Annotated in this window: 26 protein-coding genes; 8 read left to right on the top strand and 18 right to left on the bottom strand. The window is 71.2% G+C overall.

Annotation, left to right across the window (positions count from 1 at the left end):
• Positions 1-53: 53 nt before the first annotated feature.
• From cofG to cofC, 4 genes are read left to right on the top strand one after another with little or no spacing between them, the layout of a single operon-like run.
• Positions 54-2444, top strand: a complete 2391-nt coding sequence (cofG, locus tag AC3RX0_RS08315; RefSeq protein ID WP_491505510.1) for a 7,8-didemethyl-8-hydroxy-5-deazariboflavin synthase CofG — start codon at positions 54-56, stop codon at positions 2442-2444.
• Positions 2437-3891 carry a flavin-containing monooxygenase gene (locus AC3RX0_RS08320; protein ID WP_491505511.1) on the top strand — a complete coding sequence of 485 codons (1455 nt, stop codon included), beginning with the start codon at positions 2437-2439 and terminating at the stop codon, positions 3889-3891. The genes cofG and AC3RX0_RS08320 overlap by 8 nt, the downstream gene beginning before the upstream one ends.
• Positions 3888-4895 carry a glucose-6-phosphate dehydrogenase (coenzyme-F420) gene (fgd, locus tag AC3RX0_RS08325; protein WP_491505512.1) on the top strand — a complete coding sequence of 336 codons (1008 nt, stop codon included), beginning with the start codon at positions 3888-3890 and terminating at the stop codon, positions 4893-4895. The genes AC3RX0_RS08320 and fgd overlap by 4 nt, the downstream gene beginning before the upstream one ends.
• Complete coding sequence (gene cofC / locus AC3RX0_RS08330; protein WP_491505513.1) at positions 4852-5622, top strand: 2-phospho-L-lactate guanylyltransferase; 771 nt, start codon at positions 4852-4854, stop codon at positions 5620-5622. The genes fgd and cofC overlap by 44 nt, the downstream gene beginning before the upstream one ends.
• 168 nt (positions 5623-5790) lie before the next feature.
• Here the strand turns inward: cofC and cofD are convergent, their stop codons facing one another.
• The 6 genes from cofD to AC3RX0_RS08360 form a co-directional block, all read right to left on the bottom strand.
• Positions 5791-6756 (bottom strand): 2-phospho-L-lactate transferase, encoded by a 966-nt coding sequence (gene cofD / locus AC3RX0_RS08335; protein WP_491505514.1) that lies wholly within the window; start codon positions 6754-6756, stop codon positions 5791-5793.
• 7 nt (positions 6757-6763) lie between these two features.
• Positions 6764-7573 carry a uroporphyrinogen-III synthase gene (locus AC3RX0_RS08340; protein ID WP_491505515.1) on the bottom strand — a complete coding sequence of 270 codons (810 nt, stop codon included), beginning with the start codon at positions 7571-7573 and terminating at the stop codon, positions 6764-6766.
• 188 nt (positions 7574-7761) lie between these two features.
• Positions 7762-8034: a hypothetical protein gene (locus tag AC3RX0_RS08345; protein ID WP_491505516.1), complete on the bottom strand. Its 273-nt coding sequence runs from the start codon at positions 8032-8034 to the stop codon at positions 7762-7764.
• The gene (locus AC3RX0_RS08350; RefSeq protein WP_491505517.1) at positions 8024-8434 is read right to left on the bottom strand and encodes a phage holin family protein; all 411 of its coding nucleotides are present in this window, start codon (positions 8432-8434) and stop codon (positions 8024-8026) included. The genes AC3RX0_RS08345 and AC3RX0_RS08350 overlap by 11 nt, the downstream gene beginning before the upstream one ends.
• Position 8435: 1 nt before the next feature.
• On the bottom strand, positions 8436-8798 hold the full coding sequence (locus AC3RX0_RS08355) for a hypothetical protein (RefSeq protein WP_491505518.1): 363 nt from the start codon (positions 8796-8798) through the stop codon (positions 8436-8438).
• A 67-nt stretch (positions 8799-8865) separates the two neighbouring features.
• Positions 8866-10401: a protoporphyrinogen/coproporphyrinogen oxidase gene (locus AC3RX0_RS08360; protein ID WP_491505519.1), complete on the bottom strand. Its 1536-nt coding sequence runs from the start codon at positions 10399-10401 to the stop codon at positions 8866-8868.
• Positions 10402-10484: 83 nt separating this feature from the next.
• Between AC3RX0_RS08360 and AC3RX0_RS08365 the strand changes: the two genes are divergently transcribed.
• The 3 genes from AC3RX0_RS08365 (at position 10485) to AC3RX0_RS08375 (ending at position 12731) form a co-directional block, all read left to right on the top strand.
• Positions 10485-11177, top strand: a complete 693-nt coding sequence (locus tag AC3RX0_RS08365; RefSeq protein WP_491505520.1) for an aspartate/glutamate racemase family protein — start codon at positions 10485-10487, stop codon at positions 11175-11177.
• A 41-nt stretch (positions 11178-11218) separates the two neighbouring features.
• Positions 11219-11794, top strand: coding sequence for an HhH-GPD-type base excision DNA repair protein (locus AC3RX0_RS08370; RefSeq protein ID WP_491505521.1), 576 nt, complete (start codon positions 11219-11221; stop codon positions 11792-11794).
• 103 nt (positions 11795-11897) lie between these two features.
• Entirely contained in the window at positions 11898-12731 is an 834-nt protein-coding gene (locus tag AC3RX0_RS08375) for a universal stress protein (protein WP_491505522.1), read from the top strand.
• Between the two features lie 17 nt (positions 12732-12748).
• On the opposite strand, the gene AC3RX0_RS08380 is transcribed toward AC3RX0_RS08375, so the two are convergent.
• Positions 12749-14263 (bottom strand): fatty acyl-CoA synthetase, encoded by a 1515-nt coding sequence (locus tag AC3RX0_RS08380; protein ID WP_491505523.1) that lies wholly within the window; start codon positions 14261-14263, stop codon positions 12749-12751.
• A gap of 98 nt (positions 14264-14361) precedes the next feature.
• Complete coding sequence (locus AC3RX0_RS08385; protein ID WP_491505524.1) at positions 14362-14793, bottom strand: PPC domain-containing DNA-binding protein; 432 nt, start codon at positions 14791-14793, stop codon at positions 14362-14364.
• Positions 14794-14886: 93 nt separating this feature from the next.
• On the opposite strand from AC3RX0_RS08385, the gene AC3RX0_RS08390 reads away from it, so the two are divergent.
• Complete coding sequence (locus tag AC3RX0_RS08390; RefSeq protein WP_491505525.1) at positions 14887-17904, top strand: FAD-binding and (Fe-S)-binding domain-containing protein; 3018 nt, start codon at positions 14887-14889, stop codon at positions 17902-17904.
• Here the strand turns inward: AC3RX0_RS08390 and AC3RX0_RS08395 are convergent.
• Genes AC3RX0_RS08395 through AC3RX0_RS08440 form a run of 10 tightly spaced genes read right to left on the bottom strand, consistent with a single transcriptional unit; the run spans position 17894 to position 26230 of the window.
• A complete protein-coding gene (locus tag AC3RX0_RS08395; RefSeq protein ID WP_491505526.1) occupies positions 17894-18892 on the bottom strand; it encodes a nucleoside hydrolase in 999 nt (332 codons plus the stop codon). The genes AC3RX0_RS08390 and AC3RX0_RS08395 overlap by 11 nt on opposite strands.
• On the bottom strand, positions 18889-19563 hold the full coding sequence (locus AC3RX0_RS08400) for a M24 family metallopeptidase (RefSeq protein WP_491505527.1): 675 nt from the start codon (positions 19561-19563) through the stop codon (positions 18889-18891). The genes AC3RX0_RS08395 and AC3RX0_RS08400 overlap by 4 nt, the downstream gene beginning before the upstream one ends.
• Before the next feature lie 28 nt (positions 19564-19591).
• Positions 19592-20341 carry a glutamine amidotransferase gene (locus AC3RX0_RS08405; protein ID WP_491505528.1) on the bottom strand — a complete coding sequence of 250 codons (750 nt, stop codon included), beginning with the start codon at positions 20339-20341 and terminating at the stop codon, positions 19592-19594.
• A 42-nt stretch (positions 20342-20383) separates the two neighbouring features.
• Positions 20384-21118, bottom strand: a complete 735-nt coding sequence (locus AC3RX0_RS08410; RefSeq protein ID WP_491505529.1) for a BtpA/SgcQ family protein — start codon at positions 21116-21118, stop codon at positions 20384-20386.
• 37 nt (positions 21119-21155) lie between these two features.
• Positions 21156-21950: an energy-coupling factor ABC transporter ATP-binding protein gene (locus tag AC3RX0_RS08415; RefSeq protein WP_491505530.1), complete on the bottom strand. Its 795-nt coding sequence runs from the start codon at positions 21948-21950 to the stop codon at positions 21156-21158.
• Positions 21940-22803, bottom strand: coding sequence for an energy-coupling factor ABC transporter ATP-binding protein (locus tag AC3RX0_RS08420; protein WP_491505531.1), 864 nt, complete (start codon positions 22801-22803; stop codon positions 21940-21942). Before AC3RX0_RS08420 ends, AC3RX0_RS08415 begins: the two co-directional genes overlap by 11 nt.
• The gene (locus AC3RX0_RS08425) at positions 22794-23597 is read right to left on the bottom strand and encodes an energy-coupling factor transporter transmembrane component T (RefSeq protein ID WP_491505532.1); all 804 of its coding nucleotides are present in this window, start codon (positions 23595-23597) and stop codon (positions 22794-22796) included. Before AC3RX0_RS08425 ends, AC3RX0_RS08420 begins: the two co-directional genes overlap by 10 nt.
• Positions 23594-24244, bottom strand: a complete 651-nt coding sequence (locus tag AC3RX0_RS08430) for a hypothetical protein (protein ID WP_491505533.1) — start codon at positions 24242-24244, stop codon at positions 23594-23596. The genes AC3RX0_RS08425 and AC3RX0_RS08430 overlap by 4 nt, the downstream gene beginning before the upstream one ends.
• 49 nt (positions 24245-24293) lie before the next feature.
• Positions 24294-25229 (bottom strand): carbohydrate kinase family protein, encoded by a 936-nt coding sequence (locus tag AC3RX0_RS08435; RefSeq protein WP_491505534.1) that lies wholly within the window; start codon positions 25227-25229, stop codon positions 24294-24296.
• Complete coding sequence (locus AC3RX0_RS08440; RefSeq protein WP_491505535.1) at positions 25226-26230, bottom strand: LacI family DNA-binding transcriptional regulator; 1005 nt, start codon at positions 26228-26230, stop codon at positions 25226-25228. The genes AC3RX0_RS08435 and AC3RX0_RS08440 overlap by 4 nt, the downstream gene beginning before the upstream one ends.
• Positions 26231-26285: the final 55 nt, after the last annotated feature.

The following is a 26285-nucleotide window of genomic DNA, read 5'->3' on the forward strand; positions in this document are numbered from 1 at the left end:
GCAACGATCGACGCGATGGAGAACGGCCCTCGTGCGGATGCAAGACTGGGACGGTGACGCTGATCGACACCGACCTGCACACGACCGCCGGCGCCCTCGCGGCGGCAGCCGAGGGCGGACGCCTGGATGCGGCGCAGGCCGAGACGCTGCTGCGGGCGTTCGGCCGGACCGAGGGCGCGGAGCTCGACGGGATGCTGCGGGTCGCGGCATCCCTTCGCGACACGGGCCTTGCCCGCGCGGGGCGCCCCGGCGTCATCACCTACTCGCGCAAGGCGTTCCTGCCGCTGACGACGCTGTGCCGCGACCGCTGCCATTACTGCGTGTTCGTCGACACGCCGGGGCAGCTGGCGAAGCTGCACAAGCCGATGTACATGTCGGCCGAGCAGGTGCTGACCGTCGCCCGGCAGGCGCAGGCGCTCGGGTGCAAAGAGGCGCTGCTGACCCTGGGCGACCGGCCCGAGGACCGCTGGCCGGCCGCCCGCGCCTGGCTCGACGAGCACGGCTACGCGTCGACGCTCGACTACGTCGCCGACATGGCGCGGCTGATCACCCGCGAGACCGGCATGCTCGCCCACGCCAATCCGGGGGTCATGAGCCGTGCCGAGCTCGACGCGATGCGCCCGGTCGCCCCGTCGATGGGAATGATGCTCGAGACCACCTCGCGGCGGCTGTTCGAAGAGCCGGGCCAGGTGCACTACGGATCGCCCGACAAGGATCCGGCGGTGCGCCTGAAGGTGATCGAGGATGCCGGGGCCGCCCGCATTCCGTTCACCACCGGCATCCTCGTCGGAATCGGCGAGACCCTGCGCGACCGCGCCGAATCGCTCGTCGCGATCCGCGACCTGCACGAGCGCCACGGCCACGTGCAGGAGGTGATCGTGCAGAACTTCCGGGCCAAGCCCGGCACGGCCATGCGCGCGGCGCCCGACGCCGACCTGCGCGAGTACGTCGCGGCGGTCGCCGTCGCACGGCTGGTTCTCGGGCCCGACATGCGCATCCAGGTGCCGCCGAACCTGTCGGACGCCGCCGAGCTCGAACTGCTCGTGCGCGCCGGCATCGACGACTGGGGCGGGGTGTCTCCGCTGACCGCCGACCACGTCAACCCCGAGCGACCGTGGCCGCAGATCGACGAGCTCGCCGCGCACACCGCCGCAGCGGGCTTCGCGCTGCGCGAGCGGCTCACCGCCCACCCTCATTTCGTGCGGGATGCCGCGACCTGGATCGACCCGGGCCTCCAGCCCGCCGTCGCGGCGCTGGCCGACCCCGAGACGGGACTGGCCCGCGTCGACACCCGGTCGTTGAGCGAGGACGCGCGCAGCGCGACCGAGTCGAAACGTCACCCCGAGGAACGTCGTTTCGACTCGCTGCGCTCACTCGAGGACCGGGGTGCGATCTCTGCCCTCGCCGAGGCCGCCGCGGCCGACCCGCTCGGACTCGACGACGCCGACTGGGAGCGGCTGCTGCGCGCGACCGGCGCCGACCTCGACGCCCTCGCCCAGGCCGCCGACGACGTGCGCCGATACACGGTGGGCGAGGCCGTGAGCATCGTCGTGAATCGCAATCTCACGACGACCGGGCTGCGACCGGCCCGCGAGGCCGATCCCACCACGTTCACGCTCGACGATGTCGCGGCGATCGCGGCCGACGCGTGGGAGCTCGGCGCCACCGAACTGTGCATCCAGGGCCGGGTTCCGGATGCCGCGGACCCGGCCGCGTATCTCGACGTCGTGCGCGCCGCGAAGCGCGCCGCCCCCGGCATCCATCTGCACGCGTATCGCCCGCAGGACGTGTGGGACCTCGCCGACCGCGCCGGGGTCGGCCTCGTGCGCGCGCTCGAAGACCTGCACGACGCCGGGGTCGGCACCGTGCCGGGCACCGGCGTGAAGGTGCTCAGCGACCGGGTGCGCGCGCTGATCGCCCCCGGCGACCTCGAGATCGACCGCTGGATCGAAGGGATCACGGCCGCGCACCGGGCCGGGTTCCGCTCGACGAGCGTGCTGTTCTACGGCCACGTCGAGACCGCGGCCGAGCGCATCGCGCACCTGCGCGCGCTGCGCGCGATCCAGGACGAGACGGGCGGGTTCACCGAGTTCGTGCCGATCCCGCTGCCGGGGGCTGCCGGCGGCGTGCCCCTCGTGCCGGGCCGATCGCCGCGGGACGAGAACCGGGCGATGGTCGCGGTATCGCGGCTGCTGCTGAACGGCAGCATCCGGCACATCCAGATCCCGTGGACCCGGGTGGGGCGCGAGGGCGCCGCCGCGCTGCTGCAGGCCGGCGGCGACGACCTGGGCGGCACGCTGCTCGACGGCCGGGTGCGCCCGCAGGCCGGGATCGAGCACGGTCAGCAGCTGCCGGTGCGCGATGCCGGGGCCCTGGCCGCGCACCTGTTCCGACCGTTCCGCGTCCGCACGACCGATTACCGCGAGGCGGGCGGGCATGCCTGAGGTCGTGGTCGTCGGCGCCGGGTTCGCGGGGCTTTCCGCCACCATGGCCCTGCGCCGGGCCGGGATCGACGATGTCGTCGTGCTCGAGCGCGCCCCGTCGCTCGGCGGCACCTGGCGCGACAACACGTATCCCGGTGTCGCGTGCGACATCCCGAGTCACCTGTACGGCTTCGCCGATCACCCGAACCCCGGCTGGTCGAGCGTGTTCGGGCGGGGGGCCGAGATCCGCGCCTACCTCGAGCACGTGGCCGCGGCCGAGCGCATCGAGCCGTGGCTGAACACCCCGATGCTGGGGGCGGTGTGGGATGCCGCGGCCGACCGCTGGCGCATCCGCACGGGCGGCGCGCAGCGCGGCGCGATCGCGGCCGATGCCCTCGTGCTCGCCTGCGGGCGGCTCACCGAGCCGCGCATCCCCGACATCCCGGGGCTGGAGTCGTTCCCGGGCCCGCTTTTCCATTCCGCGCGCTGGGATCACACGGCCGATCTCGACGGCGCCCGCGTCGCGGTGATCGGCACGGGCGCGTCGGCCGTTCAGCTCGTCCCCGAGCTTGCGAAGACGTCCCGCGTCACGCTGTTCCAACGCACGCCCGCGTGGATTGTGCCCCGCGACGACCGCGCGTACTCCCCCGCCGAGCGTGCGGCCTTCGCCGCCGATCCGGCCACCATGCAGCGCCTGCGCGACGAGCTGTATCTCGACGGCGAGTCGCGGTTCGCGTCGCGGTCGGGAGACGTGGATGCCGCAGCCGCCGCGCGCGAGATCGCGCTCACGCATCTGCACGCGCAGGTGCCCGACCCGGCGCTGCGCCGCGCGCTCACGCCCGACTATGCGTTCGGGTGCAAGCGCGTGCTGCTCTCGGACACGTTCTACCCGACTGTCGCCTCGGGCGCCGCGCACCTCGTGCCGTCGCCGCTGGCCGCCGTGCACGGGTCGACGCTGATCGCGGGCGACGGCACCCGGCATGAGGCCGACGCGGTCGTGCTCGCAACCGGGTTCCAGTCGACGCAGCAGCCCTACGCCGACCTCGTGCGCGGCGAGACCGAGACCCTCGCCGAGCACTGGGCAGACGGGATGACCGCGTTCGCGTCGACCGTGGTCGCGGGCTTCCCGAACCTGTTCGTGCTCGACGGGCCCAACGCGTCGCTCGGCCACAACTCCTCGGTGCTCATGATGGAGGAGCAGGCTGCCTACGCCGCCCGCGCCCTCGCGGCCGGCCGCGGCACGCTGCGGGTCGACCCCGCCGCCGAGGCGGCGTACACCGCCGAGATCGATCGGGCTGCGGCATCCACTCCCTGGATCACGGGCGGCTGCGACAACTGGTACGTCGACGAGCGGTCGGGCCGGCTCACGCTGCTGTGGCCGGGCACGGTCGGGGCGTTCCGCGCGCGGCTGGCCGCGGCATCCGGCGACGAATTCCTGCCCGCGACGACGAGACGAGGAACACGATGACCCTGCGGTTCGGCTACAAGGCCTCCAGCGAGCAGTTCGGACCCGACGAGCTGCTGCGCTTCGGCGTGCTCGCCGAACAGATGGGATTCGACTCGGTGTTCCTGTCGGACCATTTCCAGCCGTGGATGCACGAGGGCGGGCATGCTCCGGCGGCCCTGCCGTGGCTCGGCGCGCTCGGCGCGCGCACCGAGCGCGTGCTGATCGGAACGTCGGTGCTGACGCCGACGTTCCGGTACCACCCGGCGGTGATCGCGCAGGCGTTCGCGACGCTCGGGGTGCTGTACCCGGAGCGGGTGATCCTGGGCGTGGGCACCGGCGAGGCGCTGAACGAGGTCACGCTCGGGCTCGAGTGGCCCGATCCGCCGGAGCGGTTCCAGCGGCTGAAAGAGGCGATCACGCTCATCCGCGCGCTCTGGCAGGACGAGCGGGTCACGTTCGACGGGCGGTTCTGGCAGGTGAAGGATGCCACGGTCTACGACCGTCCGCTTCGTCCGGTGCCGATCTACATCGGCGCGTCGGGGCCCGCCGCCACGCGACTCGCGGGCCGCATCGCCGACGGGTACATCACGACCAGCGGCAAGGACCCGGCGCTGTACAGCGACACGCTGCTGCCGGCGCTGCGCGAGGGGCTGGAGAAGGCCGGCCGCGCCGCGGACGACGTCGACACGCTCATGGAGGTGAAGGTCTCGTACCACCCCGACCGCGAGACCGCGCTGCACAAGACCCGGTTCTGGGCGCCGCTGGCGCTGACCCCGGAGGAGAAGCGCGACGTGCACGACCCGATCGACATGCAGCGGCGGGCGGCCGCACTGCCCATCGAGCGCGTCGCGTCGCGGTTCATCGTGTCGACCGACCCCGACGAGCACGTCGAGCGGATCAGGCAGTACATCGACCTGGGATTCCGGCACCTGGTGTTCCACGACCCGGGCGCCGACCAGGAGGAGTTCCTGCGCATGTACGGTGCCGAGATCCTGCCGCGTCTGCGCGCGATGGTCGGGCAGTGAGTCCGGTGGTGGTGCCCCAAGCGCGCAGAACTCCGGAGATCTGATCATCACCGGCCCCCTTCGGCCTCTGCGCGGGCCGCACTCCGCCCGACGTCCACAGCTCTGCACGGGCTGGACCGTCGTCATTCCGGTCAAGCCGCCCGCGCACGGCAAGTCCCGGCTGGGAAGAGCCGGCGTCGACCGGGCGGAGCTCGCCCGCGCCATCGCGCTCGACACGATCGATGCCGCTCGCCGGGTCTGTGCCGTGATCGTCGTGACCGGCGACGCCGCGGTCGCCGCCGCCGCGCGCGGACTGGGCGCGACGGTGGTCGACGAGGGTGATCCGCACGGGCTGAACGCTGCCATCGCCCGGGGGATGGATGCCGCGGACACGGGCCACCGAGCGGCGCTGCTCGGCGATCTGCCGGCGCTGCGACCGGCCGATCTCGCCGCAGCGCTGCGGGCCGCGGCATCCATCGACCGCGCTGTCGTGCCCGACGCCGAGGGCACGGGGTCCACGCTCGTGACCGCTCGGCCCGGCATCGGATGGGCGTCGGCGTTCGGCGACGGGTCGTTCGCGCGGCACGTCGCGCTGGGCTGCACCGTGCTGGACGTACCGGATGCCTCGACCCTGCGCCGCGACGTCGACACGCCCGAACAGCTCGACGACGCCGCCGCGCTCGGCCTCGGCCGCCGCACAGCCGCGCTGTACCCCTCCGACCCCGCGGGCCCCCGCGCAAGCGGCTGAGCCCCGGGATCGAATGCTGCAGCATCCCGCTGATGCGGCAGGTTTCGCCGACGCGCTGCAGGCTCCCGCTGATGCGGCTGCTTTTCTCTGGCGCATCAGCGGGAACCTGCAGCCCAGCCACGGGGGTAGCCGGCGCGGCCGCGGGCCGGACGCCGCCGCGCGACGGGGTCAGCGGTCGAGATCGACCGCGGCGAGGGCGGCGTCGACGATGGCGGCCGACGCCGCGACGTCGGTCATCCACAGCGGGGCGACGACGGGCTTCACGCCCAGGGCTTCGACAGCCGGCGCGAGCGCGGCATCCTCTTCGCCGAGAAGCCACGCATCCAGCAGTCCGCCGCTCACACGGGCGCCGTAGTGGGCCGCGACCGCATCGGCGCGCGTGTCGACGCCGATCGCGGTCAGGCACACGTCGGCCATGCCGCGCACGACCTTGCCGCCGATGATCCCCGAGACGCCGACGACGCGGCGGGCCTCCCGCAGCGCGTCGCGGACGCCCGGCACGGCGAGGATCGGACCGATCGAGACCACGGGGTTGGAGGGCCCGAGCAGCACGACGTCGGCTGCGGCGATCGCCTCGAGCACGCCCGGCGCGGGCGCGGCATCCTCGATGCCCGGGTTCTCGAATCCGACCGGTGCAAGCGCCGCGCGGTGCCGGGTCCACCATTCCTGGAAGTGCATACGACCGCCGTCGGCCAGCCGCACGTGCGTGTCGACCTCGCTGTCGGTCATCGGCAGCAGCCGCACGCCGATCGGCCAGCGGCGCGAGAGCCGCTCGACGACCTCGGTCACCGACAGGCCGTCGCGCAGCCACCCGGTGCGGGCCAGGTGCGTGCCCAGATCCAGGTCGCCGAGTGTGAACCACGGCCAGCCCGCCCCCCAGGCCTGCAGCTCGGCGTTCACCCGCTCGGTGTCGCTCGCGCGGCCCCAGCCGCGCTGCGTGTCGTTCTGCTCAGCCAGCGCGTACAGCACCGAGTCGACGTCGGGCTGCAGCCGCACGCCCGACAGCCACAGGTCGTCGCCGGTGTTGACCACGACGGTCGCCTCGGGGTCGCCGCGGCGGACGAGCGCCGCGCGCACGCCGAGCGTGAACCTCGCGCCGCCGACACCGCCGGCGAGGACGACGACCCGGGTCACCCGGGCCTCAGAAGTGGAACTCGTCGGTCGCGTGCGGCAGCGAGAACTGCGACACGGCGTCGATCAGGGCGTCGACGGTCTGCCGTTCGGCGACGATGTCGACGTCGAGGCCGGCCTTGCGCGCATCCTTCGCGGTGCGCGGGCCGATCGCAGCGATGAGCGTCTCGGGCGGGATGTCGTGGAACTGTGTGCGCACCTGCTCGGCGACCGAGCCGCTGGTGACGAGGATCGCGTTGATGCGGCCGTTCGCGACATCGCGGGCGATGCGCTCGGTCACCGGCACGCCGACGGTGCGATACGCGACGACCGAGTGCACGTCGTGCCCGGCGGCGACCAGCCGCTTGGTCAGCACGGGCTTGGCGATCTCGCTGCGCAGGGTGAGGATGCGGCGGGGGTTCGCCTCGAGGGCGATCAGCTCGTCGGCCATGCCGGCTGCGGAATTGTCCTTCGCGGGCACGAGGTCGACGTTGTAGCCGACGGACTGCAGGGCCGCCGCGGTCGTCTCGCCCACGGCGGCGACCTTGGTCGTGGACGGGATCACGGCGCGATAGGCGAACAGGACGTCCACGGTGGTGGCGCTGGTCAGCGTCACCCAGTCGTAGGCGCCGGCGGCGAGATCGGCGATGGCCTGCTCGAGCGGGGTGAGGTCGTCGGGCGAGGCGAAGTTGATCAGGGGCGCGACGACCGGCACGGCGCCCTGTGCGCGCAGCGTCGCCGCGACGGAGTCACCCCATGGGCCGCCTCGGGGCACGAGTACGCGCCATCCGTCCAAGGGCTTGGCGGTCTCGGCCGCGGGATGCGATGTGGCTGGGTTCATGATGTGGTGTTCGGGGGCTCGGCTCATCTGATTCGACGCCGGCCGCCCAAGTTGGGGCAGCCGACGGGCGACTTCGGCCCCGGCGCGCACAATGCGCGGTTCGGGTTCGCGCCGTCGGCAGCACTCGCACCTTTGCCACTGCCTAACGACAGAGCATACCCCCGCCGGAGTGTGCTACGCACCGCGGGTCATCGCGTGTAGAGCTTGACGAGCCCCCACACCGTGAGTCCGACGGCTGCGGCGACCCCCACCACGGCGACCGACGCCAGGGCGGGGCTCTCCTGCGCGAACACCCGTGCGGCGGCGATCCGGCGCTGGGTGGCACGCGCGACCCGCTTGGGCACGTTCGCCTTCTCTTCGATCGCGGCGAGCGCGGCCTTCAGCTCCGCACGGGCCTTCGCGACGGGATCCTCGATGTCCAGCGGCACGGCGGTGCGCGGGATGCCGGTGTCAGAACTCATCGGTCACGTCCTTCACGATCTTCACGTCCTTGGCGATGGCCTGGCCGGGGTTCTCGCGACGGGTCAGCCGCCGGAACCGCAGCAGCCCCAGCAGCGCGAACACCACCGCCAGCAGCAGGCCGATGAAGAAGACGACCAGCGCCGACAGCCACACCGGCCACCACGACGAGAGCCCCGCGACGAAGAAGCCGAGCAGCACCGGCACCGACCAGAACAGGAAGAACAGGGCCACGACCATCCAGCCCGCGCCGATCCCGGCATCCTTCGCGGTGCGGCGCACCCACGTCTTGGCGGCGTCGATCTCGGCGACGACGAGATTGCGCACGAGCTCGGGCAGCTCGCCGACCAGGGTCAGGAAGCCGTCCGCCGACCGGTCGCGAAACCTGCGTGACGTGGGCATCTCAGCTCCCGTCGCGCTCGCGCGATGCGTCCTCGGCATCGGCGGCCGCCGTCTTCACCGCATCCGCGACGTCACCGGCGGCTTCGCGGCCGGCGCGGCCCGCGGCATCGACCCGTTCGCCCGCGGTGCCCCGCGAGCCGGCCGCCTTCACGACCTTCACCGCCCCGTCCCACAGGACGCTCGGCACGGCCATCGCCGCCGACTTGCCGAACTCCTTCGCCTTGTCGACCTGTTTCTGCACGGGCGGGAGGTTCCAGAGTTTCTCGGCCTGCTCCTTGATCTGCTCGTACCGCTCGCGTCCCGCTCGCGCCCCGAGGACGTAGCCCACGGCCATCCCGATCACGAGTCCGACTTTGCCCCTCATCGGGTCTCCTCACCTCGTTGGTCTCACCCCAGGGTAACGCTGTATGCCGTTTCAGGCATCCACCCTTTCAGGGCTCGGAACGATCCCCGAAGAGCGTGCGCCGACGCAGCCGATCGGCGGCCGCCGCCGCATCGGCGACCACCTGCGCGAGGCCGCCCCCGCCGATCCACGCACCGGTCACCGTGAGTCTCGGCAGCGCCTCGACGGCACGGCGTACGCGCGCGACCGCGTCGACGCGCCCCTGCACCGCGCGGTTGGGCGCGAGCACGAACGGCTCGCGGACGGCGGCGCGCACGGCGGCGGGCGGCAGCTCCACGCCGAAGAGGGCGGATGCCTCGGCCCGCGCGAGGTCGGCGGCCTGCGCGTCGTCGAGTCCGGCGGTGGCGGCGGCGCGGGCGCCCGACCCGAACGTGACGCGCAGGACATGCCGCGACCCTGCGGCCTCGGCCAGCCACGCCCACCGGGCGGTGAGGTGCTGGGCGCTCGCGGCGGCCCGCGCCCCGGGGGCGACGACGATCTCGGCGCCGCGCGGGCGTGCGTCCAGCCCGGGCGCGTCGACGACGAGCACGACGGTCTCGATCGCGACGCCCGCACCGGCTTCGGACCCGTCCCCGACCGCCGCGGGCAGCGCCTCGAGGATCGGCGCGAGCACCGCCCGTGCCGCGCCTTCGCCGGTCGCGACGATCACGGCGTCGAAGGCCTCGGGGGCGGGCTCGAGCTCGGCGGTCTCGACGGCGGCCTCGACCGTGGCCACCGTCTCGGCCGCCGTGTGCACGATCCACCGAGGACGGCCGTCGGCCGGCGCCTCGAGTGCCGTGGCCGCGGCATCCGTCCGCAGCCGCACGCCGCGGGCGGTCAGGTGCTCGGTCAGGGCATCGACGAGCCGGCCCATGCCGCCGGTCAGCGACCGCAGGGCGGGGCCGCCCTCTCGCTCGGCCCGCAGCACCGCGACCGCACCCGACAGCGACCCGGCGCGGGTGAGGGCGGCGTTCAGCCCGGGGGCGGCGATGTCGACGTCGATCCGGTCCGGCGTCGTGCCGTAGACGCCGGCGGTGAGCGGCGCGACCAGGCGATCGAGCACCTTCTGCCCCATGCGACGGCGCACCAGCACGTCCAGGCGGCGCTCGTGGCCGATCGTCAGCGGCGGGCGCAGCCGATCGAGATAGGCGCGCCACATGCCGGCGGTGCCGAGCAGCCGGCGTGCGTCGTCCGAGAACATGTTCTCGGGGATGCCGAGGACCGTGTCGCCCGGCAGCGGTGCGGCGGCGCCCGTCCAGACCCAGCGCTGCTCGGTCAGCGGCTCCACGACGTCGTCGGCCAAGCCCAGGTCGTCGATCAGGCGGGTCAGCGCGGCGGGACCGAACGCGTCGGCTCCGGCATCCACCCGCAGCCCGTCGATTTCGACCGAGCGCACCGTGCCGCCGAACCGCTCGGACGCCTCGAACACCGTGACGTCGAGTCCGACCTTCGCGCACTCCCAGGCCGCGACCAGACCCGCGACGCCCCCGCCGATCACGGCGACGTGCAGCCCGGCGGCCTGCGCCGCGAGCGCGTCGAGCGGAACTGCGTCCGACTCAAAGGAGGACGGGTCGTCGGTGTTCACCCGTCCATCCTGTCATCCGCGCCCCACCAGGGCCGCGGCAGGATCTTCTGCCCGGCGTCCGAGGCGATGGATACTGTGGGGCGATGAAGATGATCGGGCTGCTGGGCGGGATGAGCTGGGAGTCCAGCGCGGAGTACTACCGGGTGGTCAACGAACGGGTCCGCGAGCGGCTAGGCGGAGTCCATTCGGCTCGCGTACTGCTGGACTCGGTGGATTTCGACGACATCGAGGCGCTGCAGAGCACCGGGCGCTGGGAAGACGCGGGCGCGGTGCTCGCCGCACGTGCCGTCGCGCTGGAAGCAGGCGGGGCGCAGATCATCGCGCTGTGCACGAACACGATGCACAAGGTCGTCGCAGACATCGAGGCCGCCGTCCGGGTCCCGGTGCTCCACATCGCCGATGCGGTCGCACAGAGGGTTCGCGCGGCAGGCCTCGACCGGATCGGCCTGCTGGGCACCGCGTTCACGATGGAGCAGGACTTCTACCGGGACCGGCTCGCCGGGCATGGGATCGAGACCCTCGTCCCCGACGCGGACGACCGGGCCGTCGTCCACCGGGTCATCTACGACGAACTCGTGCGGGGCGTGATCTCGGAGGACTCGCGCCGGGCCTACCGAGAGATCATCGAGCGTCTCGTCGCGGTGGGCGCGCAGGGCATCATCCTCGGCTGCACCGAGATCGAGCTGCTCGTCGCCCCCGACGACAGCCCGGTCCCGGTCTTCCCCACCACGCGCATCCACGTCGAGTCCCTCGTCGACGCGGCGCTCGAGCCCTGAGGGCCCTGCGCGCCGTCACCACGAGGTGCCACACTGTCTGCATGGCGCTGAACATCACCGCGGACGCCGCGGCCGACGACCTGCTCACGCACAACCCGCTGGCGCTGCTGATCGGCATGCTGCTCGACCAGCAGGTCGCGATGGAGACGGCGTTCACCGGTCCCCTCAAGATCGAGCAGCGCGTCGGGTCGGTGGATGCCGCGACCCTCGCCGGCTGCGATCCCGACGCCCTCGTCGAGGCGTTCCGCCAGACGCCGGCGATCCACCGCTATCCGGGCTCGATGGCCGCACGCGTGCAGGCGCTGTGCCAGACGATCCAGCAGGACTGGGGCGGGGATGCCGCAGCCATCTGGACCCGCGACGAGCCCACCGGCGCCGAGGTGTACAAGCGACTGCGCACGCTTCCGGGGTTCGGCGAGCAGAAGGCGAAGATCTTCCTGGCCCTGCTGGGCAAGCAGCGCGGATTCACCGGCGCCGGCTGGCGCGAGGCATCCGCCCCCTACGGCGACGAGGGATCGCTGCGCAGCGTCGCCGACATCGTCTCGCCGGAGTCGCTCGCGAAGGTGCGCGAGTTCAAGCGCGAGATGAAGGCCGCAGCCAAGGTGGCCAAGGGCTGAGCGCTCAGGCGCCGAGGACTGAGCGCCCAGACGAATTCTCCCGGCGCCGGGGCTCGCCGCCGACCGCACCGGTGGCCTAGCCTGTGAGCACAGGGAGGTCATCATGAGCGACACGATCCTCGTCGGAGTCACCGCCGCCCCCGTAGCGGCCCGCACCGTGGACTGGGCGGCCCAGCGGGCGGCGGCCCTCGGACAGCACCTCGAGCTGATCACCGTGGTCGGCGGCGCCGTCGGCGCCGTCGGCGAGGACGACGTCGTCCGCACGGCCGAAGAGGCGGCCCAGCATCTGCTCGACCAGCACGCCGAACGCGCGCGTCGGGCGGGCGCGGAGGTCTCGACCCGCGTCGAGCGCGGCAATCCGGTCGCGCTGCTGGTCGAGGCATCCGAGTCCGCGGCGCTGCTCGTGATCGGCAGCGATGCGCAGGGACCGGGGTCGACGCGCGGGTCGCACGGCATCCGGATCACCGCGGCAGCGCACTGCCCCGTCGTAGCCGTTCCCGACCTCGACACGACGGGGCGCACCGGGGTCGTCGTGGGCACCGACGGCTCCGAGACCTCGGCCGGCGCGGTCGCCTTCGCCGCCGCCGAAGCGTCACGGCTCGGCGAGACGCTCACCGCGGTCAGTGTGTGGACGCCCATGCCCATCCCGGGCCCGCTCAGCGGATACCCCGAGCCGTACCTCGACGACATGCAGGGCGTGACCGGCGAGATCCTGCGCAACACGCTCACGGCGGTGCGCGAGCAGTACCCCGACCTCGAGATCGTCGAGCGCGTGGAGTGCGGGTATCCCTCGACGATCATCACCGAGCTGGCGCAGGACGCCCGGCTCGCCGTCGTCGGCAGCCACGGCCGCGGTGCGTTCGCCCGCCTGCTGCTCGGCTCGATCAGCCACGAGGTGCTCGCGCGCCTGACGACCATCACCGCGATCGTCCGCTGACCTGCGCGCGCCCCGCGTCAGCCGCGGGCGCGCAGCTCGCGCTTGAGCAGCTTGCCGCTCTGGTTGCGCGGCAGCTCGTCGACGAACTCGACGCGCTTGGGCACCTTGAACGGGGCGAGCACGCCCTTCACGTGCGCGATCAGCGCCTCGGGCGTGGCATCCTGCCCGTCGCGCAGCACCACGAAGGCCGTGACCGCCTCGATCCACCGGTCATCGGGCATGCCCACGACAGCGACCTCGGCGACCGCGTCGTGCGTGTACAGCGCGTCCTCGATCTCGCGTGACGCGACCAGGATGCCGCCGGTGTTGATGACGTCCTTGATGCGGTCGACCACCGTGATGAACCCCTCGGCGTCGCGGGTGACCATGTCGCCGGAGTGGAACCAGCCGTCGCGGAACGCCGCGGCCGTGGCCGCCTCATCGTTCCAGTACCCGTCGCACAGCTGCGGCGACCGGTACAGGATCTCGCCGGCCTCACCGTCCGGCACGTCTCGGCCCTCGGCATCCACCACCCGCGCCTCGACGAAGAACACCGGACGGCCGCACGACGCAGGCCGCTGGTCGTGCTCTTCGGGGCGCAGCACCGTGGCCAGGGGCGCCACCTCGGACTGGCCGAAGCAGTTGTAGAAGCCCAGGTCGGGGTAGCGTCCGCGCAGCCGCTGCAGCACCGTGACGGGCATGATCGACGCCCCGTACTGAGCCTTGGTCAGCGACGACAGGTCGCGAGTGTCGAGGTCGGGGTGGTTCGCCAGCGGCACCCACACCGTGGGCGCGAGGAAGAGCGACCCGATCCGCTCGGCCTCGACGCGCTCGAGGATCTCGCCGACCACGGGCGCACCCAGCAGCGTCACCGTCGCCCCGATCGACAGGTACGGCAGCATGAACACGTGCATCGCGGCCGAGTGGTACAGCGGCATGCACACGAGCGGCCGGTCGTCTGCGGCGAGATCGAGCGCGATGACGCACGACACGTACTCCGCGACCAGGGCGCCGTGGCTCATCATGGCGGCCTTGGGCTTCGAGGTCGTACCCGACGTGAACAGCAGCTGGGCGAGATCGCCGGCATCGGGTCCGTCGACGAACGAGGGCACGGGGCCGTCGGTCGCGGCATCCAGCAGCGAACCGGGGCCGTCGCGCAGGGGAATGACATCGTCGATCGCAAGGGCCGCGCAGACAGGGGTGGATGCCTCGGCCAGCGCCGGGTCGACGAGCACGACGCTCGCGCCCGACGTGGACAGCAGGTACGACAGCTCGTCGCCGCGCAGGGCGTAGTTGATCGGCACGTGCACGAGCCCGGTGCGGGCGCAGGCGAGGAACGCGATCAGGTACGCGTCGGAGTTCGTGCCGTACGCGGCGACGCGGTCACCGCGCGCGGCGCCCTTGGCCACCAGCCAGGCCGCGGCTCGCGAGACGGCGTCGTCGAGTTCGCGATAGGTCCACGTCCGGTCCTGGAAGGTCAGTGCGGTGTGATCGGGGGTGCGGGCGGCGCTGCGACGCAGCACGCCGTCGACGCTGTCGGCGCGGGGGTTCATGCCTGAAGCCTAGTGCGGGCGACATGGGTCGAAGGCGGCGTCCGCGTGGCGATGGGCAGGCGCCGGGCGACGCGCGCGGAACGGTGCGGGGACGGTGTTCAGAGTCGGATGAGCGCGAGGCCCGATTCCGGATCGATGTGCTTTCTCAAGGGTGCCGGCGTCTGGGTCAGGATCAGTTCGCACGTCGGCCGGACCGTCGCCTCCTGCAGGTGCCCGCCGTGTGCGGTGCCGTCGCGCCGGCCGACGACGACATGCGCGTGCACGACCGGTTCGTCGTCCTTCAGGGCGATGTCGCCGGCCAGCGAGAGCAGTTCGATCTGCTCGCGCAGGTCGACGGACACCCGGTACTGCTTGGTCTCCCAGTCGAACCAGGCCAGCGTCACGGACGAGAGGGCGCCGATGGCGGTGAAGCTGCCGCCTGAGATCTGCTGCTCCGCGACGAATCGCTGCAGCCCTGCCACCAGGTCGTCGCCTGTCTCGAAGATCAGGGCGTAGGTCTTGGGATCCTCTTCGATCACCTTGTAGCGCATCGCTTCCCTCCGATCTCTTGCACGCAGGATAGACGCGATGCCGCGAAACGCAAGGGGCATTGCCCGCAGGCGCTCCGGGACGCAGGATGGAATATGGCCGCTCTTCAGCTGCCGGACCTCGTGTCGTCTGAGCGGACGGTCGACATCGCCGCGCTGGCGCGCGAACTGCGCGCTCGGGTGGACGGTGAAGTGAGGGTCGATCCAGGGTCGCTGGCGGCGTATTCCACGGATGCCTCGAACTACCGGCAGACGCCCCTTGCCGTGGTTGTGCCGCGCACGGTGGATGCCGCGGCAGAAGCGGTCGCCGTGTGCGCACGGTTCGGAGCACCGGTGCTCTCTCGAGGCGGAGGCACGAGCCTGGCCGGGCAGGGGTGCAATGCGGCGGTCGTGATCGACTGGTCGAAGTACTGCAACGAGATCGAGTCCATCGATCCGGCATCGCGGACGGCGATCGTGCAACCCGGCGTGGTCTTGGACCAGCTCAATGGCAGGGCCGGCGAGCACGGGCTGATGTACGGCCCGAAGCCTGCCACGCACGCGCACTGCACGATCGGCGGGATGATCGGCAACAACTCGTGCGGGGCCACCGCGCAGGCGTACGGGAAGACCTCCGACAACATCGTCAGGCTCGAGGTCCTCTGCGCTGACGGCACCCGATTCTGGGCGGGCGGCGAGAGAGAGCTGAACGGGGACGGCGACGGCCGGGTGGGAGAGATCCACCGCGGGCTGCTGACGATCGTCGACGAATTCGGCGACGACATCCGGCAGCGGTTCGTCGACATCCCCCGGCGGGTGTCGGGCTACAACCTCGAAGATCTGCTGCCCGAGCGCGGGGTCGACCTCGCGAAGATGCTGTGCGGTTCGGAGTCGACCCTGGTCACAATCCTGCGCGCCGAGATCGCTCTGGTCCCGGTGGTGCCCGTCACCTCGGCGGTGCTGCTCGGATACCCGTCGCTGTCACAGGCGGCAGATGCCGTGCCGCAGATCGTGCCGCACCGCCCGTTGCAGCTGGAGGGATTCGACGCGCGCCTCGTCGACCGGGAACGCACACGCGGACGCAACGCCGCCGGCATCGCCGCACTGCCTGACGGCCAAGCATGGCTGATGGTCGAGTTCGGTGGCGCCGATCGCGACGAGGCGGACGCGCGGGTGCAGGCGCTCGTCGATGCCCTGAAGCACGCGGACCGCCTGCCTGCCGTGGCGATGGCAGAGGACGAACAGAGCCGCGCGGCGGTGGTCAGGCTGCGCGAAGACGGCTTGGCGGCCGCCGCCGGCTCCCCCGCCGATCAGTCGAGCTGGTCAGGGTGGGAGGATGCGGCGGTTCCGCCGGAGCGGCTGGGCGACTACCTGCGGGACTTCGATGCGCTGCTGAGCGAGTTCGACTACCGCGACGGCACCACGATCTACGGTCATTTCGGGCAGGGCTGCGTGCACTGCCGCATCCCCTTCGAATTCGGCAGCCTGCAGGGCATCGGGCGCTTCCACCATTTCGTGGCCCGGGCCGCCGAACTCGTCGTGGGCTACGGCGGCTCGCTGTCGGGCGAGCATGGCGACGGGCAGTCCCGCGGCGAATTGCTGCCGATCATGTTCGGCGATCGGGTGATGGAGGCGTTCGCCCGCACCAAGACGCTGTTCGATCCGGCCGACCAGCTGAACCCCGGCAAGATCGTGCGCCCCCACGGCGTCGAGGACGATCTGCGTCTGGCCGGCTACCGCCCTCGGGCCGTTCGTCATCAGCAGTTCGACTATCCGGATGACGGTGGAGCTTTCGGCAACGCCGCGTTGCGCTGCATCGGCGTCGGCGCCTGCCGCAACCACTCCGGCTCCGTGATGTGCCCGTCGTATCGGGCGACCGGTGAAGAGGAGCACTCCACTCGGGGCCGCGCCCGGCTGCTGTTCGAGATGCTCGACGGGCAGCGTACGCGCGGCAGCATTCAGGATGGCTGGCGCTCGACCGCGGTGCGTGACGCCCTCGACCTCTGCCTGTCGTGCAAAGGCTGCAAGTCCGACTGCCCGGCCGGCGTCGATATGGCCACGTACAAGGCGGAATTCCTTTCACACCACTATGCCGGCCGCATCCGGCCCGCCTCTCACTATTCGATGGGCTGGCTGCCCTCCTGGGCACGCCTGGCGCGCCTGGCGCCACGTCTGGTCAATCTGCTCGTGCACGTCCCTCTTCTCGCTTGGCTCGCGGCCCGCATCGGCGGGCTCGAGCCGCGCAGGCCGATCCCCTCCTTCGCGACAGAGCGATTCACCGACTGGTACCGGCGGCGTGGCCCCCGTGGCGACGGCAGCCGCGGCGAGGTCATGCTCTGGCCCGACACGTTCGACAACTACCTCCAGCCGGCGGTAGCCCGGTCCGCCGTGGAGGTGCTGGAGGACGCCGGCTATCGCGTGACGATCCCCGAGGACGATCTGTGCTGCGGCCTCACCTGGATATCCACCGGTCAGCTGCGCCGTGCGAAGAAGGTGCTGACCCGCACCGCCCGCGCCTTGGCGCCTGCCCTGCGCACGGGAACCCGGCTGGTCGGGCTGGAGCCCAGCTGCACGGCGGTCTTCCGATCCGACGGCCCCGAGCTGCTTTCACGGGATGCCGACGTCGCGCTCCTCGCCGATCGCACGGTCACCTTCGCCGAACTGCTCAACGACATCGATGACACGGAGTGGACGCCGCCGGCGGTCGACCGCGCGGCGGTGGTGCAGCCGCACTGCCATCAGCACGCGGTCTTGAGCGTCGACGCCGATCTGGAGTTGATGCGCAGGGCGGGCATCTCGCCGGAGACGGTCGGCGGATGCTGCGGCCTCGCCGGCAATTTCGGATTCGAGGCCGGTCATTTGGAGGTGTCGCTGGCGTGCGCCGAGACCGAGCTGCTCCCGGCCGTGCGGGCCGCCGATCCCTGCACCCTCGTCGTGGCGGACGGCTTCAGCTGCCGCACACAGATCGAGCAGTCCGGGGTCGGCAGGCAGGGGGTGCACCTGGCCGAAGTCCTCGCTGCGCGCCTGCGCGGCGTGGAGTTCGCCGACCACGCCGAAGAGTCCATCCTGGTGCGCCCGGCGCCGCCGCAGGTCATCCGCCGTGCTCCCGCGGCGCGGCCGTTCGTCAGACGTTGAGCACGGCTGTCGAGTCTGGGCCGGCCGGCCGATTCCCGTCAAGAGTCGAAGCCGAGATGGCGGCATCCAGCCGCGACAGCCGCGTGTCGAGCAGCGTGCGGAACCGTGCGACGTCCACGTTCATCGCGACGTCGCAGTTCGGCGCGCCGCCGCGTCCCGAGAGGTCGACGACGGTCATGCCGGCGGTGAGCCGTCCGACGTTCTCGACGTCCACGAACGCCGGGACGGTCGTCAGCACGGCCGGGTCGATGACCGCGGCCATCGCGAGCGAGTCGTGCTGCGGCATCGCCGCATCCGGGTCTCCCCCGACGTCGTGATACCCGTCCAGCAGCTGACCGACGATCTGGGCGACCGGACCGCCCGAGGCGAACAGCCGCGGCAGGTGCTTGCGCCCGAGCAGCGCCTGATGTGTCGCGTTGAGCCCCACCATCGTGATCGGGATGCCGCTCGCGAACACGCGGGTCGCGGCATCCGGGTCGAACCAGATGTTGAACTCGGCCGCGGGGGTGACGTTGCCGAGCACGTCGCCCGTACCGCCGCCCATGATGACGAGCCGCTCGATCTTGCGCGCCGTTTCGGGGTACTCGTTCACGAGGAGCGCGATGTTCGTCAGCGGCCCGATCGGCACGAGCGTGACCGGCTCAGGGCTCTCGTCGATGAGCCGGGCCAGCAGCGGCAAGCCGGGCTCGAGGACGCGCGTCGACGCGGGCAGGCTGTGCCCGGCGAAGCCATCCGTGCCGTGCACGTCGGGGGCGAACGCGATGTCGCGACGCCACAGGGGGCCTGACGCACCCCGCCCCACCGGGCAGTCCAGCCGAACCAGGTCGGCGAGCGCCGCGGCGTTGGCCGAGGTGTGCTCGATGCCGACGTTGCCGGCCACGGCGACGATGCCGCGGATGTCGACCTCGTCGCTCGCGGCGGCCAGCATGATCGCCAGCGCATCGTCGATGCCGGGGTCGGTGTCGATGACGATCGGCCGCGCGCTCATGCGATCACCGTGCAACGAGTCGGGCCGAACCAGACGACGTCTTCGCGTTTCACCCCGTAGAGATGGTTGCCGATGAACGGTTCCACCGCCCAGGCGCCCCGCATCACGGTCTCGTTCCACGCGTCGATGTAGCCGTCGTCGTACGACGAGTTCGCCGTGAGCGAGTGGCCGATATTGCTCAGCCGGTCCAGGAGGACGTACGGGGTCTTGGCGAGCTCTTCAGCGAACACGCCGAACCAGTCGCACGCGCGCATGCCCGGCCGGGCGGCGGCGAGCACGGTGGCGTGGATGCGCTCGATCGTGGCCAGCGCTTCGGCCTGCGCCTTGTTGTCACCGCGCTGGAACGACCGTGTGCAGTCCCCCCACCAGCCGTCGGCCGTCACCGGGTGCACGTCGATCATGCCGAGGTCGAGGTTCCACAGCGCGCGGTCGGTGGGGACGTCGGTCGGGAAGCAGCTGAGCGTCCCGACGCCGAACCCGACGGTGGTCGGCGTCCAGGTCCCGACGGCCCCGGCATCCAGGACCATGCGGTCGACCACGCGATGCAGCTCGCGCTCGGTCTGTCCGGCCACGGCCGCTCGGGCGCCGGCCTCCGCGACTCGGATCGCGATCCGCTGCGCGGCCACGAGGCCGGCGGGCGGCTCGTCGGTGATGGGCTGCTGTTCGGTCATGTTCGCTCCTCGTCAATGCTTTCCGGTCTCAGTGCGCGTGGCCGGCCAGCCACGCCACCAGGTCCTGCCAGAGCGGGTCGTACCCGTCCCACGCAAGGAACTCGGGCGGCAGCCAGTGCGGTCCCATGTCGCTCGCGAACGCCGCGACCCGACCCTCGCCGGCGCGGCCCACCACCAGCAGCGGTCGCCCGTCCACGGCGATGAGCGTCTCGGCCGCCGGGCGCATCGTGAACCGCTGGTAGCCGAGGATCGGGGGCAGCTCCGGCGCGACCCGCGCGACCGCGGCGTGCCGTGCCACGACGTGCGGGCGCACTCCGTGCGGCGTCTCCTCACGATCGTCGCCCACCTCCATCACGACGGGGAGGACGTCGGCCAGCGCGGTGGCACGATAGTTCGCCTTGGCCTCGATGCCCTGGAAACTGAGGTATCCGCCGACCATGAGCAGCGACCCGCCGCCGCGCACCCAGTCGGCGAGGGCGGCGAGCCGGTCGGGCATCGCCTGCCCGTGCGCGAACACGCGCGGCGGCAGAAGCAGCGTGTTCGCTCCGATGTCGCTGAGCACCACGACGTCGTATGCGGCCAGCTCGTCGGCAGTGGCCGGGAAGCGCTCGGATGCCACATGGTTGGGCATGAACTCGACGTCGTGGCCTTCCCGCTCGAGCGCCGCGATGAAGGCGCCGCCGCCCTCTTCGTAGCTCGACGTGAAGAACGAGTCGAACCCTTTCGTGTGGATCGCCGTCGTCGACCAGGATTCTCCGGCGAGGAGTATGCGTGCCATGTGGCCTCCGCTCGATGGGGGGGTGAACTGCAGGGGATCGGGTCAGCGGACCGCGCGGACGGCACCGACGAATCGGGCGACGTGGTCGGCCGCGACGTCGCCCGTGTCGGCGAGCGTGTCCTTCAGTGCGCTGCCGACGACGACGCCGTCGGCCGCGGCGAGCTGCTCGCCCGCGTTGTCGGGGGTGACGCCGGCGCCCACCACGATCGGGAAGTCGGGTCCGACGATCGCGCGGAACGACGAGATCTTCTCGAGGGGCGTCGTCAAGCCGGTGCCCTCACCGGTCACGACGATCGCGTCGCAGCGCCCGACGGCCAGGGCGAGATCCTCTTCGAGCGTGCGGCCCGAGCGGTACGGCTGGTACTTGAACCGCACGCCGCCGAACACCGCGGCATCCACCCCCGCACGCGCGTCGGCGAGCCACTCGGCGAACTCGGCATCCTCGTCCGGGGGCAGGTGCCCGGCGACCGAATCGAGCTGGATGAAGGCGACGTCGTACCGGGCCGCCAGCGCGAACGCCTGCGCGTCGTCGCGGAGCACGTTCAGCCCGGTGATGACGTGGGGGCGCTCAGCCGCGAGGTACTCGAGGACCGCGACGACGTCGTCGACCTCACCGAAGTAGTTCTCGACGATGATCGCGTCGACGCCGTTCTCCCACAGGAGGTCGATCTCCTCGCGCGCGCGCCGCAGGCGGTCTTGCGCGTCGTCCCCCTTCAGGTGGAGCATGGCGAACACCGGGATGCCGGTGGGGAACACGGATCGGTATGAGCTGCTCATCGACTGTCTCTCTCCTGTCGGTGGGTGAGTGCGCGGGTCACGGGACGAGGGCGACGACGTCGTCGACCGTCAGCGCTCGCGAGCCGAGGTTCAGGTCGCGGGCGAGCTGGGCGGCGTCTGGCCGGCGGATACGGGAGCGGCGCAGGATGTCGTCGTCGAGGAACACGTCGCGACGGTCGCCATCGGCGATGACGGCGCCGTCAGCCATCGCCACGACACGGTCGAACGCGTCGATCACGAAGCGCATGTCGTGCGTGATCGTGATGACGGAGATGCCGTCCTCGCGGAGTCGGTCGATCATCCGGTGCAGCAGCTCGAGCCCTCTGCCGTCCAGGCCCGCGGTGGGCTCGTCGAAGATGACGTAGCGGCACTCAGCCACGAGGACCGCGGCGATCGCGACGAACTTGCGGATCGCGCTGGGCAGGTCCTTGGGATTCGTGTCGAGGTGGTCGCCGATGCCGGTGAGCTCGATGGCGCGGGCGCAGCGCTGCTCGCGCTTGTCGTCCGGCCAGCGCAGATACCTGGGCAGGTACTCGACCTCGGTGCGCACATCTGCAGAGAAGAGCTGGTCATCGGGGTTCTGGAAGACGTACCCGACCACACGCGCGACCTGCGCGGTGGTCTGCGTCTTCGTGTCGACGCCGTCGACCAGGACCTGACCCGACGTTGGGATCAGCAGCCGGTTCATGAGCTTGACGGTCGTGGTCTTGCCGGCGCCGTTCTGGCCGACGATCGCCACCCGCTCCCCGGCGTCGACGCGAAGACTCACCTTCCCGATCGCCGGAGTGCCGTCGGGGTAGGCGAATCCGACGTCCTTCAGTTCAATGGGCATGGCTGACTCTCCTGATGCGTGCCGAGATCTCGTCGAAGGCCTCCGCGCGGGTGATCGGCAGCCGGTCCAGCGGCTTGCCCGCGTCGGCCAGGCGCCTGCCGAGCGCGGTGACCTCGGGCGCGATCACGCCGTAGCCGGCGTATTCGTCCGATCCGACGACATCCCTCGTCGGCCCGCTCATGACGGCGGTGCCCTCGTGCATGACGGTGATGGTGTCGGCGTACTGTGCGAGCAGGTCGACCTTGTGCTCGGCGAGCACGATCGACTTGCCCGCGCGTTTGAGGCCGTCGACGATCTCGAACACTGCCTCGGAAGCCTCCGGGTCGAGCTGCGACGTCGGCTCGTCGATGACGATCACGGGCGCGTCCATCGCGATGATCGATGCGAACGCGACCTTCTGACGCTGCCCGCCGGACAGCTCGTTGGGGTTCTTCTCGACGATCGCCGCGATGCCGAGCTGCTCGACGACGCGCTCGACGCGCTCGATCATCTCGCTGCGCTCCACGCCCAGGTTCTCCAGCCCGATCGCGATCTCCTCGAAGACGGTGTCGCGGATGCCGCTGATCTGCGTGAACGGGTTGTCGAAGACGCACCCGATCGTGCGGGACAGCTCCGCCGGATCCCAATCGAGGAGCGGCCGGCCGAGGACCACGACCTCCCCCGTGAGATCGCCGTGGTGAAAATGCGGGATGACGCCGCGGATGAGGCTGCACAGCGTCGTCTTGCCGCTGGAGTTGAGGCCCACGATGCCGTGCAGGCATCCTTCCTCGAGTTCGAGGTCGACGTCCACGAGGGCCGGGCGGTCCGCATAGGCGTAGGTGAAGCCCACGCCCGACAGGGATGCTAGAGCCATCCGAGGATCCCTCCGATCACGGCGGCGATCGCGACGACGATCGCGATCACGACGAGCACGGTGTCGCGGGGGCCCCACGCCTTCAGCTCGAGCAGGCTCGTGTGCCGGCTGCGGCTGTTGAACGCGCGGGCGTCGAGGGCGATCGCGCGCTCCTCGGTGGCCGACATCGCGGTGAGGAACACCGGCGCGAGCACCGGGAAGAACGCCCGTGCGCGCACGATCAGGTTCCCTTCCGCCTCGATACCGCGCGCCTTCTGCGCATCGAGCACGACCCGCGCGGTGGCGCCGAGGTCGGTGATCGCCTGGAATGAGGCGAGGATGACGTAGCTCACGCGAGGGCTCACCCCGATCCGTTCGAGGGCGAGCATGAGCCGGCGCATCGAGACGATCGCGAAGAACAGCGTGACGCCACCGCAGATCGCCATCACAGCGGTCGTGAAGCGCAGCCCGTCCTCGATGCCCTCGCGGGTGACCGCGATCGGGCCGAGCGGAACGAGCACCGTCTCGCCCTTCACGAGCAGGGCGCGCAGGACGAACAGGATGATGCCCACCGCGGCCCACAGCTTCAGGATCGTCGACAGGTACGACCGGCCGCGGCCCGCGAAGAAGGCCGCGACGACGAACAGCACGCTGACCGCCAGCGGCACGATCCACCCCGCGCTCGCCAGCCCCACCACGATGAGGGCCGCGATGCCGGCCACCATCGCGATGGGATGGATGTCGAGGACCGTGTTCCCGAGCGTCATCGGGCGCCGGTAGCGGTCCGCGACGGCGGTCAGCGTGCTGCCGGTCATGCGGGAGAGGCGGTGGTCGAGGCGGACTTGCGCGAGCCGGGCTTGGGCTGGGCGAGGTACACCCAGCCCAGCGGCAGTTTCACGAGCAGCCGCTTCGGGATGCCCTTGATGATCGCGTACACGATGAGCACGGTCGGGACCTTGTCGAGCACGTCCATCGGCATCTGCGCGACGAAGTTGGCCGTGTTGAGGTCCATGCCCATCGCGGTGAGCGCGCCGACGACGATGGCGCCGCCGCCGACGGCGAGGCCGCCGAACACCCAGATCGTGATGAGGGCGCCGCAGAAGCCGCCGATGAACGCGAAGGCGAGCGACGAGATGAGGGTCTTCCACCACACCCGGAACACGCCGAGCCGGCCGAAGTAGCCGGCCAGCAGGCCGAAGGCCACGTTCAGGATCGCGAACGCGAACGTCGGCGGCGAGGTGATCGAGTTGATCCCGTTCGAGACCAGCCCCACGAGCGCACCGGGGAGGCTTCCGCAGGTCGCACCCACGAGGATCGTCCCGATGCTGTCAAGGTAGATCGGCAGCTTCAGCAGGAGTGCGAGCTGCCCACCCACGAAGTTGATCGCGATGCCGATCGGGATCATGAAGATCGTCAATCGGCCGTAGCCGCGCATGAATGTCGCGAATCGACTGGAAGCCATCGTCGGCGTCCTTTCTTTCTGTGCCGAACTCGGGTGTCGGCAGAGCGGGTCACGTCGTCGGTGACGTGGTCGGGGTGTAGGAGCGGAGGAAGGCCTCGACGGCCTCCCGGGTGGTCATGCCGGCGCGGGCGCCGACCTTGCCGACCGCCAGGGCGGCGGCGGCGTTGGCGAACTCGGCGGCGCCGACAAGGTCGCGGCCGGACGAGAGGGCATACAGGAACGAGCTCGTGAACGTGTCGCCGGCGCCGGTGACGTCGACGACCTCGACGGGCATGCCGGGAACGGCCGCGACGCCGTCCGCGGTGTGCAGTTCGCAGCCTTCGCTGTCCTTCGTGACGACGACGGCGGTCGCGCCGCCCGCGAGCAGCCCTTCGATGGAGGCGCCCGTCTCGGCGAAGCGCTCCGCGCCGAGCGCGTTCATGAACACGATGTCGCACAGTCCGACAAGACCCGTGCCGTGATTCTCCTCGTTGTAGACGTCGAGGTCCATCACGATCTTCGCGCCTCGAGCGCGCAGGGCCCCGAGCACCTCGTGTGCACCGAGTTCGCCCATCCGGAACGGCTTCGCATCGGTGAGCGTCGTCACGACGAACTCGGCCTCGGCCATGTGCTCGAAGGCTTCAGGGGTGATCTCGGTGCGCGTGATGCCCAGCGTCGGGATCAGCACGATGTGCTGCTCCCCCGAGATCAACACGATGCAGTGCGAGTCGGGGACCTCGTCGTCGAAGATGACATACCGGGTGTCGAGCCCCTGTTCGCGCAGCTGCGCCAGCAGCCGCTGCGTCAGGGCGCCGGAGTTGAGTTGCCCGATGAAGGATGTCGGCATCCCGTAGTGCGCGAAGATCGACGCCGCGTTCGCCACGCTGCCGCCGAACTCGGGCTCGAGCGCGTGCACGATGACCTTGTCGCCGGCCTGCGGGAAGTGCGGCGCGACATAATACTCGTCTTGTGCGACGTCGCCGAAGAAGACGGAGTGGCGGCTCATCGGCGGGCCTCTCCTGTCGAGTCCCGGATCACGAGCTGGACGGGCAGGGCGACGCGCCCCGGGGCGATCGGCTCGTCCGACTCCAGTGCGTCCAGCAATGCCCGGGCGGCCCGGGTGCCGAGCTCCAGCGCGTCCTGGTGGACCGTCGTCAGTGGCGGCCGGCTGTAGCGACTGATCGAGACGTCGTCGAACCCGGTGACGGACACGTCGCCGGGGACGTCGAACCCCTGGGTGCGCAGTCCGTCGATCGCGCCGAGCGCCATGAGGTCGTTGTGCGCGAACACCGCACTGAACTCGCCTGCTGCGAACCCGTCTGCGTGGCGGTCGACGGCCTGCCGGCCACTCTCCGCAGAGTAGTCGCCTGCCGTCGTCACGATCTGGCCGCCGGCGGGCTGCCAGAGGCTCGCGAAGCCCGTGCTGCGCAGGATGCTGGTGACCGGTGAGTGCGCCCCCTGGATCTCCAGCACCTTACGATGACCGAGGGCGAGCAGGTGCTCGGCAACCAGGCGGCCGCCGGCCTCGTTGTCGGAGACGATCGCCGGCAGCTCGATGCCCTCGATCTCCTCGTCGACCAGGATGACGGGCAGCGGCCCGGTGAGCGCGTCGCGAGCTTTCGCCCCGACCGCGGCACCGGAGGCGTAGATGATCCCGTCGACCGCACGCGAGGCGATCATCTCGAGGTAGCGGCTCTCCCGCGTCGAGTCGAAGCCCGTCGTCGCGAGGATCATGTTGTACCCCCGATCCATCGCTACCGACTCGATCCCCTTGGCGAGCTCGGCGAAGTACTCGATGGAGATGTCCGGCACGATCAGCGCGAGCACGTTCGTCTTGCCGAGTGCCAGGCTCTGCGCCGCACGCGTGGGCACGTAGTGGAGCTCGGCCATGGCCAGGTGGACCTTCTCGCGAACCGAGTCGCTGACCTTGCGCTTGCCACTGAGGGTGTGTGAGACCGTCGTCGGACTCACCCCGGCGTGACGGGCGACGTCAGAGATCGAGACCACCTGCTGCACCTTCCTGAGTCCGGGCGGGGCGCGTCCGCGCTTCTCTTTACCAAAC

The sequence above is a fragment of the Microbacterium sp. W1-4-2 genome, assembly GCF_058349885.2.